Source organism: Bradyrhizobium sp. BR14999 (genome assembly GCF_056106085.1).
In genome coordinates this window covers 1,884,209-1,897,522 of sequence record NZ_CM148536.1, presented here as the reverse complement: position 1 = coordinate 1,897,522, position 13,314 = coordinate 1,884,209, and the positions used below count along the sequence as shown (strand labels likewise).

Genomic DNA, 13,314 nt, shown 5'->3' with positions numbered 1-13,314 from the left:
GCTCTCCAGGTTGCCCGGTAGAGAGAAGCCTATCACAACGGCAGCACTGAGGCATCCGTTCCTGGACGGGAGACACCCCTTTTCCCGCATAACACGAGGACGTGACTGGCCCGGCTCGACCCCGTAATTTCCGCGGCGCCACCCCGAGGAAAACGAAGGAAACGCCATGGACAAGAAGATGCATGACAAGGGCCTGGAAGTCCGCAAAGCGGTGCTGGGCGAGGCCTATGTCAACAACGCCCTGAAGAACGTCGACGATTTCAACCGTCCGTTCCAGGAAATGCTCAACGAATATTGCTGGGGCACGGTGTGGGGCCGCGAGGAACTGCCGCGCAAGACCCGCAGCATGCTCAATATCGCGATGATCGCGATCCTCAACCGCCAGCACGAATTCCGCGCGCATCTGAAGGGCGCGCTGACCAACGGCGTCACCCGCGAGGAGATCCGCGAGATCCTGATGCAGGTCGCGATCTATGGCGGCATGCCGGCCGCCGTCGACAGTTTCCGTATCGCGCGCGAGGTGTTTTCGGAGATCGATGGGAAAGCGTGAGCGGCAAGCCACCCTCCGCCGTCGTCCCGGACAAGCGTAAGCGCAGATCCGGGACCCATAGCCACAGGCCGATGTGGTTGCGGGGACTCGGAGTTACCGCTTTCACGCAACAATTCCTGCCTGTGGTTATGGGTCCCGGATCGGCGCGCGCTTAAGGCGCGCTGGTCCGGGACGACACCGAGGGTGGAGTGCGCATCTTTCACAACAACGAACAACAACCACAAGGAAACACCATGGACATCGGATTCATCGGGCTTGGAAACATGGGCTTCCCGATGGCGCGACGGCTGATCGAGGCGGGACACAAGCTCGTCGTGTTCGACGCGCGCAAGGAGATGATAGACAAGCTGGTGGCGCGCGGTGCCACTGCTGCGACATCGCCGAAGGACGTCGCCGACCAGGTCGAGACGGTGATGGCGAGCCTGCCTTCGCTGCAGGCTTCGCTCGAAGTCGCGACGGGCGCGAATGGCGTGATCGAGGGCAAGCGCGCGAAACGCTTCATCGACCTCTCCACCGTCGGCTCGGCGATGGCTGCGAAGATCCACGGCCTCTTGGCCAAGCGCGATATCGTGCAGATCGACTGTCCCGTGTCCGGCGGCGTCGGCGGCGCCGAGAAAGGCACGCTGGCGGTGATGGTCTCGGGGCCGAAGGCGGAGTTCGAGCTGCTGAAGCCCGCGCTCGACGTGATCGGAAAGGTGTTCTTCATCGGCGAGCAGCCGGGCGCGGCGCAGACCATGAAGCTCGCCAACAATTTCCTCTCGGCCACCGCCATCGTGGCGACGTCGGAAGCCGTGGTGATGGGCGTCAAGGCCGGGCTCGATCCCGCGGTGATGATCGACGTCATCAATGCGGGCTCCGGCATGAACACCGCGAGCCGCGACAAGTTTCCGCGCTCGGTGCTGCCGCGCACGTTCGATTTCGGTTTCGCCACGGGATTGATGGTGAAGGACGTGCGGCTGGCGCTGGAGGAGATGAAGCAGCTCGGCCTGTCGATGGAAGTTGCTGATGCCGTGGGGCGGTTGTGGGAGACGGTGATCAGCGCTGAAGGCGCAGAATCCGATTTCACCGCGGCAATCAAGCCGATCGAGCGGAAGGCGGGGGTGGTGGTCGGAGCGAAGGGTGGGTTGGCTGGGAAGTAGCGCCTAGAATTCTCCTCGTCGTCCCGGCGAAGGCCGGGACCCATACCGCGGAATCTATCGGTCGTAGGCGGTAGGAGTACCGAACGACGAATCTTCGTCAAAACTCCTCCCTGTGGCTATGGGTCCCGGCCTGCGCCGGGACGACAGCGAGTACGAGGAGCGGGCCTACCGCCCCCTCACCACACACTCACAGCCACGGCGCCGGCGTGTCCATCGCGATCAGCTGCTCGACCTCGATGCGCGGGCGCACCACGGCGTATTGGTCGCCCTTCACCAGCACCTCCGGCACCAGCGGCCGCGTGTTGTAAGTGCCGGCCTGCACCGCGCCATAGGCGCCGGCGGTCATGATGGCGAGCAGGTCGCCCGGCTGCGGCGTCGGCAGCGTGCGGTCGAGCGCAAGATAATCGCCGGTCTCGCAGACCGGACCGACAACATCGGCCGTGATGGTCGCGGCGCCCTTGGCGGGCTGCTTCACCGGCAGGATGTCATGATGCGCCTCGTACAGCGTCGGGCGGATCAAATCATTCATGGCGGCGTCGATGATCACGAAATTCTTGCCGTCGCCGTGCTTCACGTAGATGACCTTGGTGACCAGGATGCCGGCATTGCCGACGATCATGCGCCCCGGCTCGAACATCAGCGTGCAGCCGAGATTGTGGCTGACGCGCTTGACCATGGCGGCATAGGCGTCGGGTGCTGGCGGCGCCTCGCGGTCCATGTAATAGGGAATGCCGAGGCCGCCGCCGAAATCAACATGCGAGATGTTGTGGCCGTCGGCGCGCAGCGTCTGCACGAATTCGGAGAGGATCCGGAACGCGGTCTCCATCTTGGAGAGGTCGGTGATCTGACTGCCGATATGCACGTCGGTGCCGGTCACCTCGATGCCCGGGAGTCTTGCGGCGCGCGCATAGACCTCGCGGGCATGGGCGATCGGAATGCCGAACTTGTTCTCGGACTTGCCGGTGGAGATTTTTGCATGCGTGCCGGCATCGACGTCGGGATTGACGCGCACGGAGATCCGCGCGGTCTTGCCCATCTCGGTCGCAAGCCGCGACAACAGCTCGAGCTCGGGCTCGGATTCGACGTTGAGACAGAGGATGTCCGCGGCCAGCGCGGCGCGCAGTTCGTCTTCGGTCTTACCGACGCCGGAGAACAGGATCTTAGCCGCTGGGATGCCCGCGGCCAGCGCACGCTTCAACTCGCCGCCGGAGACGACGTCGGCGCCGGCGCCTAACTTGGCCAGCGTGCGCAGCACCGACTGGTTGGAGTTCGCCTTCATGGCGTAGCAGACCAGCACCTTCTCGCCGGCGAAGGCCTCGGTGAAGACGCGGTAGTGCCGCTCCAGCGTCGCAGTCGAATAGCAATAGAACGGCGTGCCGACGGTTGCGGCCAGCTCGGACAGGTTCACCGCCTCGGCGTGCAGCACGCCGTTGCGATAGTCGAAATGGTTCATGGCGCAGGCTCGGTTGTCCCGGCTTATTGCTTGCCGGGAGGTTCGTCCAGGAGCGGGTCGAGGATAAATGGTTTCTTCCTGCCCTTGGCCGCCGCGGGCGCAGCGTCCACACCGTAGGTGGGATTGAACACGCTCGGCGTCCTCTGGGCTTCGGTCTCGGTGTCAACGGGCGCCGCGCCGTTGGGTGCATTGGAGGCCGTCGGCGGCAGATCCAGCGGGCCCTTGCGGCCGCAGCCGGCGAGCGCCAGCGCCGTCAGGCTAAGGACAATGATGGCCCACCCCGAGCCGGCCGGGCGAAACTTTGACGTCACGACGAAATCCCCACTACGCGGCGCGCACCATACAGAGATTGGCGCGCTCTGGCGAGAGCCGGATGACCATGAAACATCAGCGAAATTTTGCCCTCAGCCCGATTTTCGCTCTTTTTCCAGCCGCTTCGCCCAGGCCTTGGCCTGCGAGGCCACGTTCTTCGGCGCGGTGCCGCCAAAGCTGGTCCGGCTCTTCACCGACGATTCGACCGAGAGCACGCCGAGCACGTCCTTGGTGATTTTCGGCTCGATCGCCTGCATCTCCTTTAGCGGCAGCTCGTGCAGCGCGACGCCGCCTTCGGCGGCCTTGGCCACGATGCGGCCGGTGACGTGGTGGGCCTCGCGGAACGGCATCTTCAGCGTCCGCACCAGCCAGTCGGCGAGATCGGTCGCGGTGGCGTAACCCTCGCCCGCGGCCGCCTTCATCTTGGCTTCGTCGGGCACGAGGTCGCGGACCATGCCGGTCATGGCGCGGATCGCCAGCGACAGCGCGGCAAAACCCTCCATGGCGCCCTGCTTGTCCTCCTGCATGTCCTTTTGATAGGCGAGCGGCAGGCCCTTCATCACGATCAGGAGACCATTGAGCGCGCCGATGACGCGGCCGGTCTTGGCGCGCACCAGCTCGGCGGCATCCGGGTTGCGCTTCTGCGGCATGATCGAGGAGCCGGTCGTGAACTTGTCGCTGAGCCGGATCAGGCCCACCAGCGGCGAGGTCCAGATCACGATCTCCTCGGCAAAGCGCGACATGTGCACGGCGCAGATCGAGGCTGCCGACAGCGTCTCCAACACGAAGTCACGGTCGGACACCGCATCGAGCGAGTTCGCCATCGGCCGGTCAAAGAGGAGCGCCTTTGCGGTGGCGTGGCGGTCGATCGGAAATGAGGTGCCGGCGAGCGCGGCCGCGCCCAGCGGCGATTCGTTCAGCCGCTTGCGCGCGTCCTGGAAGCGGCCGCGGTCGCGCGCGGCCATCTCGACATAGGCAAGCAGGTGATGGCCAAAGGTGACGGGCTGCGCGGTCTGAAGATGCGTGAAGCCGGGCATCACGGTTGCGGCGTGCTCCAGCGCGCGCTCCACCAGCGCCTGCTGGAACGCGGCGAGCGCCGCATCAGTCTCATCGATGACGTCGCGGACGAACAGGCGAAAATCGGTCGCGACCTGGTCGTTGCGCGAACGCGCCGTGTGCAGCCTTCCGGCGGCGGGGCCGATCAGCTCGGACAGGCGGCTCTCGACATTCATGTGAATGTCCTCGAGCGCGCGCTTGAACGCGAAGCCGCCCTTGCCGATCTCTGACAAAATCGTGTCTAGACCCTTGCCGATATTTTTCGCATCAGAGGCCGTAATGATGCCCTGGCTGGCGAGCATCGCGGCGTGGGCCTTGGACGCGGCAATGTCCTGGGCGAAGAGGTGACGATCGACGTCGATGGAGACGTTGATCTCTTCCATGATCTCATCGGGACGTTCCGAGAACCGGCCGCCCCACATCTTGTTGCTCATGATCCCCTGCTCACGCCTTGATTTGCCGCACGTTTGCTGGCCGCAGCCAGCCGTATTAAGAGGCCCCTGATAGCCATATCTGCGACCGGATGACAAACGATATGCTCGACAAGACGCCCTCCGCCACGCGCCGGATCCCCCTCGTCATCGCCACCGTGGCGATCGGCGGTCTGGCCGGCTTCGCCGCGCTGTACGGGCTGGGCCTGAGCCGGTCGCCGTCAGGCGATCCGTCCTGCCGGTCCGCGGTGGCAACCGCGCAGAAGATCGCGCCGCTCGCCCATGGCGAGGTGGCGGCGCTGACCATGGCGAGCGCTCCGTTGAAGCTGCCCGACCTCGCCTTCGAGGATGCCGACGGCAAGCCGAAGAAATTGTCCGATTTCCGCGGCAAGACGCTGCTGGTGAACCTCTGGGCCACCTGGTGCGTGCCCTGCCGCAAGGAGATGCCGGCGCTGGACGAGCTCCAGGGCAAGCTGTCGGGCCCGAATTTCGAGGTGGTGGCGATCAATATCGACACCCGCGACTCCGAGAAGCCCAAGACCTTCCTGAAAGAGGCCAATCTGACCCGGCTGGGCTATTTCAATGATCAAAAAGCCAAGGTTTTTCAGGATCTTAAGGCGATAGGCCGGGCCCTTGGCATGCCCACTTCGGTGCTGGTCGACCCGCAAGGCTGCGAGATCGCGACGATCGCGGGGCCGGCGGAATGGGCGAGCGAGGACGCGCTCAAGCTGATCCGCGCCGCGACCGGCAAGGCCGCCGCGTCGCTTTAGTTATTGGCGCATGATCTGATCGGAAAACCGGTGCCCACTTTTCCGGTTCATGCGCTGAGGGTTAGGCCGTCACGTTGAGATTGCCGCCGACGCCGGGGCCGACATTGGCGAGCGAGGGCTGACCGGCGCCCAGCAGCGTCAGGACGGTGGATTTTTCCATGTCCATGTTCTGCTTGGTCAGCGTCGCCGCGATATTCGATTGCAGCGCGCCTTGCTGAGCGGCCAGCATGGTGCTGACCATCGCCATCATGTCCATTACGCGAACCCTCTTACCGGCCGTAACCTAGGCGCGAGGGGTTAATGGGACATGAATTGTCACGAAGCGGATGCGCGCCGAAGGACGACGGTGTCGTAGGGTGGGCAAAGCGAAGCGTGCCCACCAATCAGGATCCTGGTTGCGAAGGGATGGTGGGCACGGCGCTTTGCGCCTTTGCCCACCCTACCGGCACCGTTGCCTTACCTTGTCGGAACCGGCTTGGCGCCGCGATAGTCGTAGAAGCCACGCTGGGTCTTGCGGCCGAGCCAGCCGGCCTCGACGTATTTCACGAGCAGCGGGCACGGACGGTACTTGGAGTTGGCCAGCCCCTCGTGCAGCACCTGCATGATGGAGAGGCAGGTGTCGAGCCCGATGAAATCGGCGAGCTCCAACGGGCCCATCGGATGGTGCGCACCGAGCTTCATCGCGGCATCGATCGCCTCGACGTTGCCGACGCCTTCGTACAGCGTGTAGATCGCCTCGTTGATCATCGGCAGCAGGATGCGATTGACGATGAAGGCCGGGAAATCCTCGGAGACCGCGACCTGCTTGCCGAGCCTGGCGACGAACTCCTTGGACGCCTCGAAGGTCGCATCGTCGGTGGCGATGCCGCGGATCAGCTCCACCAGCTCCATCAGCGGCACCGGGTTCATGAAGTGAATGCCGATGAAGCGCTCGGGCCGGTCGGTGGCGGCGGCGAGCCGAGTGATCGAGATCGACGACGTATCGGAGGCGACGATCGCCTCCGGCTTCAACACGGCGCAGACCTCGTGGAAGATCTTACGCTTGACCTCCTCCTTCTCGACCGCGGTCTCGATCACGAGATCGCAATCGGCGAGGTCGTCCAGCTTCTCGGCAAGCTTGATCCGCGCCATCGCCTTGGCCTTGTCGTCCTCGGTGACGGCCTTCTTGGAGACCTGCCGCGCCAGATTGCCATTGATGGTGGCCATGCCCGACTTGAGGCGGTCAGCCGAGACGTCGTTGAGCACCACGTCGAAGCCGGCCAGCGCCGCAACATGCGCGATGCCGTTGCCCATCTGACCCGCGCCGATCACGCCGACCTTCTTGATCACTGCCGCCATAATGTCATCCACCGGAACGGCGCGCATGTCGCGCCTGCCTATCCCCTTGAGCCGGGAGTCCGATTTAATCAGAACCTTGGCTCGAAACCTAGATTGGATCGCTTCGAAGGCGGCCCCACACCAAAGAAAACGCCTCAAAAAAGCAACACCGGCCGGAGTTTATAGCTCCGGCCGGTGTTTTTGGCTCGTTTTACTTGCCGAGCTTGCCGAGTTCGGCCGTCAGCTCCGGAACTGCCTGGTAGAGATCGGCCACCAGGCCGTAATCGGCAACTTGGAAGATCGGCGCGTCCTCGTCCTTGTTGATCGCGACGATCACCTTGGAGTCCTTCATGCCGGCCAGATGCTGGATCGCGCCGGAAATGCCGACCGCGACATAGAGCTCGGGGGCCACGACCTTGCCGGTCTGGCCGACCTGCCAATCGTTCGGCGCATAGCCGGCGTCGACCGCCGCGCGCGAGGCACCGACGCCGGCGCCAAGCTTGTCCGCGAGCGGTTCGATGTACTTGGCGAAGTTTTCCCGGCTCTGCATGGCGCGGCCACCGGAGACGATGATCTTGGCCGAGGTCAGCTCGGGACGGTCGCTCTTGGCGACCTCCTCACCGACGAAGGACGACAGGCCGGGATCGGCCGCCGCCGCCACGGTCTCGACCGGTGCGCTGCCGCCTTCGCCCGCTGCGGCGAAGGTGGAGGTGCGCACCGTGATGACCTTCTTGGCGTCCTTCGACTTCACCGTCTGGATGGCGTTGCCGGCATAGATAGGACGCTCATAGGTGTCCGGGGCGACCACCTTGATGATCTCCGAGACCTGCATGACGTCGAGCAGGGCGGCGACGCGCGGCATCACGTTCTTGAAACGCGAGGTCGCGGGCGCGACGATCGCGTCATAGGACGGAGCCAGCGAGACGATCAGCGCGGCCAGCGGCTCGGCGAGATCGTGCGCGTAGGTCTCGCCATCGGCGAGCAGCACCTTCTTGACGCCGGCAAGCTTGGCGGCGGCATCCGCCGCGGCCTTGGCGTTCTGGCCGGCCACCAGCACCTCGACGTCCGCGCCGAGCGCGGCCGCCGCGGTGAGCGCCTTGTTGGTCGCGTCCTTCAACGACGCATTGTCGTGTTCGGCAATCAGAAGCGTCGTCATCAGAGCACCCCGGCTTCGTTCTTAAGTTTCGACACCAGCTCGGCGACGTCCTTGACCTTGACGCCCGCCTTGCGGCCCGTCGGCTCCGTCGTCTTGAGAATCTCGAGACGCGCGGCGACGTCGACGCCATAATCAGCGACGGTCTTTTCCGCGATCGGCTTCTTCTTGGCCTTCATGATGTTGGGCAGCGAGGCATAGCGCGGCTCGTTGAGACGGAGGTCGGTGGTGACGATCGCCGGTCCCTTCAGCTTCACGGTCTGCAGACCCCCGTCGACTTCGCGGGTGACCTTGAAGTCAGAACCTTCAACCTCGAGCTTGGAGGCGAAGGTCGCCTGCGACCAGCCGAGCAGCGCGGCCAGCATCTGACCGGTCTGATTGGAGTCGTCGTCGATCGCCTGCTTGCCGAGGATGATCAGGCCCGGCTGCTCTTCTTCAGCAACCTTCTTCAGGATCTTGGCGACCGCGAGCGGCTCGACATTGCCCTCGGCCTTCACCAGGATGCCGCGGTCGGCGCCCATCGCGAGACCGGTGCGGATCGTCTCCGACGCCTGCGCCGGTCCGATCGAGACCACCACGACCTCGGTCGCCTTGCCGCCTTCCTTCAGGCGCAGCGCTTCCTCGACCGCGATTTCATCGAACGGGTTCATGGACATTTTGACGTTGGCGAGTTCAACGCCCGATCCATCGCTCTTGACGCGGACCTTGACGTTGTAATCGACCACCCGCTTTACCGGCACTAAGACCTTCATCGATCCTCTTTCACTCAATTTGGGAGGGGAGTTATCAACTGGCGCGGAACCTAAAGGCCTGATCAGGCCCGGTCAACGCGCGAACGAGCCAAATTTTAGACCTTAGAAATGCGCCCGCTCAATGGGTCAGCGGTTCTGGCCGGGAACCCAGAGCACGTCGCCGGCGCCATTCCCGTTGGCGGCTCGGCTGGCCACGAACAGGAAGTCCGACAGGCGGTTCATATATTGGATGCCAGCCGCGCCGACGGGCTCGCCGGGCTGAGCCGCCAGTTTCACCATCACCCGTTCCGCCCTGCGGCATATTGTGCGCGCGACGTGGAGATGAGCCGCAGCCGGCGTGCCGCCCGGCAGCACGAAGGAGGTCAGCGGCGCGAGCTTGTCGTTGAGTGCGTCGATGTCGCGCTCGAGCCGCTCGACCTGGCTCGCCACCACCCGCAGCCGCTCCGCTTTGCCTTCGCGCTCGGGCACCGCAAGATCGGCGCCGAGATCGAACAGATCGTTCTGGATACGGCCAAGCATCGCGTCGAGCTCGGGCATAGCCGAAGTGTGGAGCCGCACCACGCCGATCGCGGCATTGGTCTCGTCCACGGTGCCATAGGCCTCGATGCGCAGATCGTATTTCGGGCGACGCTCGCCCGAGCCGAGCGCCGTCGTGCCGTCGTCACCGGTTTTCGTGTAGATGCGGTTCAACTTGACCACGTAGACCTCTTAATTTTGGGGCATGATCTCGTCGGAAAACCGCTTCACACTTTTTTCCGGATCATGCCCTACCGCCCCATGGCCCAGACTGCGAGCATGGCAAGGATGATCGCCACAAACTGAAGCAGCACGCGCCAGCGCATCAGCTTCTGCGAGGTGTTGGGCGAGCCGCCGCGCATCATGTTGATGAGCCCGAGCAGCAGCACGAGCGCCACGGCGCCGACCGCGATCGGCAGGATGAAAGTACTCAAGATAGATGCCATTGGGGTTAGATAACACCGTGCTTGCGGATGCGCCATGGTGCCGCGGCAGCCACCGGCGTCATTCCGGGGCGATGCGACGGGACCGCGCGACGCGCGACCCGGAGCATCGAGCCCGGAATCCATCGCTCCAGGTACGTTGCAGCAAAATGGATTCCGGCCTCGCGCTGCGCGCCCCGGAATGACGTCGGAGGGGGACAGGCTATCGCCTGCACGATCTGGCTTTTAGGCCAATAATATCAGATGGTAGCGGAATGATTTCCGATTTGCGCCAATTGCCTGTCCACCCCACCTCTCTCCGCGCGCGCGGAGAGAGAGCAGTGTAGGTGGCGCATGAAAGCGATCCGCTACATCTACGTCGTCGTGATGGACGCGTTCTACACGTTCCTCGCTGACGACGGCTGGGCGATCGCGAGCCACATCGCGCTGTCGACGCTGATGGCGCTGTTCCCGTTCCTGATCGTGCTGACCTCGCTTGCCGGCTTCTTCGGCTCCAACGAACTGGCCGACCAGGCCGCCAGCCTGATGCTCCAGATCTGGCCCAAGCAGGTCGCCGATTCGATCTCCGGCGAGGTCCACGACGTGCTGACCACGACCCGCACCGGCATTCTGACCATCGGCGCGGCGCTGTCGGTCTATTTCGCCTCCAACGGCGTCGAGGCACTCCGCGTCGCGCTCAACCGCGCCTATGCGGTGGTTGAGATGCGGCGCTGGTACTGGCTGCGGCTGGAATCGATTGCCTACACGTTGATCGCAGCTTTCACCGCGCTCGCTATGGCGTTCCTGATCGTGCTCGGTCCGCTCCTGATCGAAGCGGCGCGACGCCATATCCCGCTGTTTGTCGAGTCCAACGAGAGCATCCTCACCTGGGTGCGGTACGGCATCACCATCAGCGCGCTGGTGGTGGCGCTGTTCATCCTGCATGCCTGGCTGCCGGCGGGACGGCGCAGCTTCCTCCAGATCATGCCGGGCATCGTTTTCACGGTGGTGGCGTCGCTGGTCTCCGGTGTCGTGTTCGGGCAATACCTGGCGCGCTTCGCCAACAATTACGTGACGATGTATGCGGGGCTGGCCTCGGTCATCATCGCGCTGGTGTTTCTGTATTTCATCGCCGCGATTTTCGTGTACGGCGGCGAGCTCAATGCCGCGATCATCAAGTCGCGGCTGCCTCACGGCGTGTCGCTTCAAGCAGCGCAGTCGCTAAAGCCCGCGGAGACACAGGCTTGACCAGGAAGGCGTCGGCACCGGCCTCGCGCGAGGCCGCCTCGTCCTCGCCGCGACCGGAAACGCCGATGATGGGGATCTGAGCCAGCGGCGTCGGCAGCGTGCGGATTCGCCTGATGGCCTCGACGCCGTCGATGCCCGGCAGCACCATGTCCATCAGCACCGCGTCGAACGCTCCTTGCGCCAGCCGACCGACCGCATCCTCGCCGCGACCGATGAACTCGGCATGATGGCCGAGCTCGGTCAAAATGGTGTTGAGCACCACGCGCCCGAACGGATTGTCCTCGACGCTGAGCACGCGGAGGGCGGTCACCGCCTCGGGCTCGCTACCGTTCTTTCCTTTGCGCGATTTGCCCGATCCCGCCGCATCCAGCGACACCGTCAGCGTGAACGTGGCGCCGCCGCCGCGGCGCGGAGCGACCGTGATGTCGCCGCCCATCGCGCGCGCCAGCTGCTTCACCGAGGATAGCCCCAGACCGGCGCCGCCGAAGCGCGAGGCAATGGTGACATTGGCCTGGGTGAACGGGCGGAACAGCCGCTTGATTTCGGCCATGGTAAGGCCGATGCCGCTGTCGGATACCGCGAAGGCGATGCCGACCCTGCCCTTATCCTTGGCTTTGCCTTTGCGCTCGTCCTTGGCGGGACGCCAGGGCGCCACCGCAAGCGCCACGCCGCCCCGATCGGTGAATTTCACGGCATTGTCGATCAGGTTCTCGAGCGCAGCGCGCAGGCGGACGGGATCGCCCACCACCAACCCCGGCAACTTCTCGGAAATGTCGACCTGGGCCTGAAGACCCTTGGCCGCGGCGCGGCCGGCCAGCGAATCGCCGGCGCTGCGGGCAAGCGTCTTTAGGTCGAATAGGTCCTGCCGCAGCGTGCTTCCCCCCTTTCCTGTCCGGGCAGCGTCCACAAACAGCGTCGCAAGGCTCGCCAGATGTTCGGCGCCGGCCTTGATGGTGTCGGCCCAGCGCCGCTCCCGCTCGCCGAGATCGGAGGTCGCGAGCAGGTCGCTGATCGCCAGAATACCGGTCAGGGGGGTGCGGACCTCATGGGCAAAGGCGGCGAGCGCGGCCTGGACCACGTCAGGCGCGACCGCCTTGGTGCTGCGCTTACGCAACCGGCCGGCCGCCCCGGACCGCTTCCGAGGCGGTCGCCTGGACGTTCGCGTGGTGCGCATTGGGCGCGTTTTCGCCGCCATAGATCCCCTTCGAACCCCGGGCTCTCGCGCAAGCATGGCACGGCGGAACACCCGGAGTCACGGCGGCGTTTGGCTAACCCCCAGAGAAACTTAACCTAATCCCACCGATCGGCGGATGCCGGCCGGCGTGGCGCCGGCGGCGCGCAATTCCCGTAGGCCGGTCGAGCGGCTCGATTTCGACAGCTTCCGCCCCTCGCCGTCGCAGATCAGACCATGGTGGCGATAAGCGGGTTCCGGCAGGCCAAGCAGGATCTGCAGCAGGCGGTGTACCGATGTGGCGTGAAACAGGTCCTGGCCCCGCACGATCTCGCTGACGCCCTGGAGGGCGTCGTCGACCACCACAGACAGATGATAGCTGGTCGGCGTCTCCTTGCGGGCGAGGATCACGTCGCCCCAGGCTTCCGGTCTCGCCGGGACGATGCCGCGCGCGCCATCCGGCCCCGCGCCGAGTTCGTTCCAAGTCAGGCCGGCGACGCGCCGATAGGCGGCCGCCATGTCGAGCCGCAGCGCGTAAGGCGCGCCGGATGTCATCAGCCGCTCGCGCTCGCCGGCCGACAGCGACTTGGCGTCGCCGGGATAAAGTGGCGCGCCATCGGGATCGCGCGGCCACGGCCCATCCACCTCGCGCGCGGCTATGAACCTTGCGATCTCGGCGCGGCTTTCAAAGGCGGGATAGACGAGACCGAGCGCAGAAAGCTTTTCCAGCGCGGCACGATAGTCGGCAAGATGCTCGGACTGTCGCCGCGCCGGTGTTTCCCAGGAGATCCCGAGCCAGGCGAGATCCTCGTAGATCGCCGTCTCATAGTCCGGCCGGCAGCGCGTCGCGTCGATGTCCTCGATCCGCAGCAACAGCCGCCCGCCGGTCTCGCGTGCACGTTCGAAGTTCAGCAGCGCGGAATAGGCGTGGCCGAGATGCAGGAAGCCGTTCGGGCTTGGGGCAAATCGGAAAACGGGTGGCATGAGTTCTCGGTGTATTCGTCATTGCCGGGCTTGACCCGAC

Annotated in this window: 15 protein-coding genes; 4 read left to right on the top strand and 11 right to left on the bottom strand. The window is 64.8% G+C overall.

Annotated elements, in window-relative coordinates; genetic code table 11:
* The first annotated feature begins 166 nt into the window (after positions 1 to 166).
* Positions 167 to 550: a carboxymuconolactone decarboxylase family protein gene (locus ACR9YP_RS08785; protein ID WP_091891246.1), complete on the top strand. Its 384-nt coding sequence runs from the start codon at positions 167 to 169 to the stop codon at positions 548 to 550.
* Positions 551 to 783: 233 nt separating this feature from the next.
* Positions 784 to 1,689: an NAD(P)-dependent oxidoreductase gene (locus ACR9YP_RS08780; protein ID WP_438103140.1), complete on the top strand. Its 906-nt coding sequence runs from the start codon at positions 784 to 786 to the stop codon at positions 1,687 to 1,689.
* A gap of 187 nt (positions 1,690 to 1,876) precedes the next feature.
* On the opposite strand, the gene lysA is transcribed toward ACR9YP_RS08780, so the two are convergent.
* From lysA to argH, 3 genes are all read right to left on the bottom strand, one after another.
* Complete coding sequence (lysA, locus tag ACR9YP_RS08775) at positions 1,877 to 3,142, bottom strand: diaminopimelate decarboxylase (protein WP_474219403.1); 1,266 nt, start codon at positions 3,140 to 3,142, stop codon at positions 1,877 to 1,879.
* A gap of 23 nt (positions 3,143 to 3,165) precedes the next feature.
* On the bottom strand, positions 3,166 to 3,453 hold the full coding sequence (lptM, locus tag ACR9YP_RS08770) for an LPS translocon maturation chaperone LptM (protein ID WP_438103142.1): 288 nt from the start codon (positions 3,451 to 3,453) through the stop codon (positions 3,166 to 3,168).
* 93 nt (positions 3,454 to 3,546) lie between these two features.
* Positions 3,547 to 4,944, bottom strand: a complete 1,398-nt coding sequence (gene argH, locus ACR9YP_RS08765; protein ID WP_474219402.1) for an argininosuccinate lyase — start codon at positions 4,942 to 4,944, stop codon at positions 3,547 to 3,549.
* Between the two features lie 101 nt (positions 4,945 to 5,045).
* On the opposite strand from argH, the gene tlpA reads away from it, so the two are divergent.
* The gene (gene tlpA / locus ACR9YP_RS08760) at positions 5,046 to 5,711 is read left to right on the top strand and encodes a thiol:disulfide interchange protein TlpA (protein WP_128931208.1); all 666 of its coding nucleotides are present in this window, start codon (positions 5,046 to 5,048) and stop codon (positions 5,709 to 5,711) included.
* A 61-nt stretch (positions 5,712 to 5,772) separates the two neighbouring features.
* Here the strand turns inward: tlpA and ACR9YP_RS08755 are convergent, their stop codons facing one another.
* The 6 genes from ACR9YP_RS08755 to ACR9YP_RS08730 all read right to left on the bottom strand — a co-directional run bounded on the left by ACR9YP_RS08755 (position 5,773) and on the right by ACR9YP_RS08730 (position 9,895).
* Positions 5,773 to 5,967 carry a putative motility protein gene (locus ACR9YP_RS08755; RefSeq protein ID WP_027562813.1) on the bottom strand — a complete coding sequence of 65 codons (195 nt, stop codon included), beginning with the start codon at positions 5,965 to 5,967 and terminating at the stop codon, positions 5,773 to 5,775.
* 200 nt (positions 5,968 to 6,167) lie between these two features.
* Positions 6,168 to 7,049, bottom strand: coding sequence for a 3-hydroxybutyryl-CoA dehydrogenase (locus tag ACR9YP_RS08750; protein WP_474219400.1), 882 nt, complete (start codon positions 7,047 to 7,049; stop codon positions 6,168 to 6,170).
* A 190-nt stretch (positions 7,050 to 7,239) separates the two neighbouring features.
* Positions 7,240 to 8,184 (bottom strand): electron transfer flavoprotein subunit alpha/FixB family protein, encoded by a 945-nt coding sequence (locus tag ACR9YP_RS08745; RefSeq protein WP_474219398.1) that lies wholly within the window; start codon positions 8,182 to 8,184, stop codon positions 7,240 to 7,242.
* Positions 8,184 to 8,933, bottom strand: coding sequence for an electron transfer flavoprotein subunit beta/FixA family protein (locus tag ACR9YP_RS08740; protein ID WP_438103149.1), 750 nt, complete (start codon positions 8,931 to 8,933; stop codon positions 8,184 to 8,186). Before ACR9YP_RS08740 ends, ACR9YP_RS08745 begins: the two co-directional genes overlap by 1 nt.
* A 126-nt stretch (positions 8,934 to 9,059) precedes the next feature.
* The gene (locus ACR9YP_RS08735; protein ID WP_438103151.1) at positions 9,060 to 9,632 is read right to left on the bottom strand and encodes a cob(I)yrinic acid a,c-diamide adenosyltransferase; all 573 of its coding nucleotides are present in this window, start codon (positions 9,630 to 9,632) and stop codon (positions 9,060 to 9,062) included.
* A 68-nt stretch (positions 9,633 to 9,700) separates the two neighbouring features.
* Complete coding sequence (locus tag ACR9YP_RS08730) at positions 9,701 to 9,895, bottom strand: twin transmembrane helix small protein (RefSeq protein ID WP_091891278.1); 195 nt, start codon at positions 9,893 to 9,895, stop codon at positions 9,701 to 9,703.
* A 330-nt stretch (positions 9,896 to 10,225) separates the two neighbouring features.
* On the opposite strand from ACR9YP_RS08730, the gene ACR9YP_RS08725 reads away from it, so the two are divergent.
* Positions 10,226 to 11,119, top strand: a complete 894-nt coding sequence (locus tag ACR9YP_RS08725) for a YihY/virulence factor BrkB family protein (RefSeq protein WP_438103153.1) — start codon at positions 10,226 to 10,228, stop codon at positions 11,117 to 11,119.
* On the opposite strand, the gene ACR9YP_RS08720 is transcribed toward ACR9YP_RS08725, so the two are convergent.
* Both ACR9YP_RS08720 and gluQRS read right to left on the bottom strand, forming a co-directional pair.
* Entirely contained in the window at positions 11,046 to 12,314 is a 1,269-nt protein-coding gene (locus ACR9YP_RS08720) for an ATP-binding protein (protein ID WP_474219396.1), read from the bottom strand. The two genes, ACR9YP_RS08725 and ACR9YP_RS08720, sit on opposite strands and share 74 nt — an antisense overlap.
* Positions 12,315 to 12,404: 90 nt before the next feature.
* Positions 12,405 to 13,274, bottom strand: a complete 870-nt coding sequence (gene gluQRS / locus ACR9YP_RS08715; RefSeq protein ID WP_438103155.1) for a tRNA glutamyl-Q(34) synthetase GluQRS — start codon at positions 13,272 to 13,274, stop codon at positions 12,405 to 12,407.
* Positions 13,275 to 13,314: the final 40 nt, after the last annotated feature.

What these genes read in the sequence shown, in the direction of transcription:
- ACR9YP_RS08755 (WP_027562813.1), bottom strand. Translation starts at nt 5,967, where the DNA reads ATGGACATGATGGCGATGGTCAGCACCATGCTGGCCGCTCAGCAAGGC.
- ACR9YP_RS08730 (WP_091891278.1), bottom strand. Translation starts at nt 9,895, where the DNA reads ATGGCATCTATCTTGAGTACTTTCATCCTGCCGATCGCGGTCGGCGCC.
- ACR9YP_RS08750 (WP_474219400.1), bottom strand. Translation starts at nt 7,049, where the DNA reads ATGGCGGCAGTGATCAAGAAGGTCGGCGTGATCGGCGCGGGTCAGATG.
- ACR9YP_RS08785 (WP_091891246.1), top strand. Translation starts at nt 167, where the DNA reads ATGGACAAGAAGATGCATGACAAGGGCCTGGAAGTCCGCAAAGCGGTG.
- ACR9YP_RS08720 (WP_474219396.1), bottom strand. Translation starts at nt 12,314, where the DNA reads ATGGCGGCGAAAACGCGCCCAATGCGCACCACGCGAACGTCCAGGCGA.
- lysA (WP_474219403.1), bottom strand. Translation starts at nt 3,142, where the DNA reads ATGAACCATTTCGACTATCGCAACGGCGTGCTGCACGCCGAGGCGGTG.
- argH (WP_474219402.1), bottom strand. Translation starts at nt 4,944, where the DNA reads ATGAGCAACAAGATGTGGGGCGGCCGGTTCTCGGAACGTCCCGATGAG.
- tlpA (WP_128931208.1), top strand. Translation starts at nt 5,046, where the DNA reads ATGCTCGACAAGACGCCCTCCGCCACGCGCCGGATCCCCCTCGTCATC.
- ACR9YP_RS08780 (WP_438103140.1), top strand. Translation starts at nt 784, where the DNA reads ATGGACATCGGATTCATCGGGCTTGGAAACATGGGCTTCCCGATGGCG.
- gluQRS (WP_438103155.1), bottom strand. Translation starts at nt 13,274, where the DNA reads ATGCCACCCGTTTTCCGATTTGCCCCAAGCCCGAACGGCTTCCTGCAT.
- ACR9YP_RS08745 (WP_474219398.1), bottom strand. Translation starts at nt 8,184, where the DNA reads ATGACGACGCTTCTGATTGCCGAACACGACAATGCGTCGTTGAAGGAC.
- ACR9YP_RS08725 (WP_438103153.1), top strand. Translation starts at nt 10,226, where the DNA reads ATGAAAGCGATCCGCTACATCTACGTCGTCGTGATGGACGCGTTCTAC.
- ACR9YP_RS08740 (WP_438103149.1), bottom strand. Translation starts at nt 8,933, where the DNA reads ATGAAGGTCTTAGTGCCGGTAAAGCGGGTGGTCGATTACAACGTCAAG.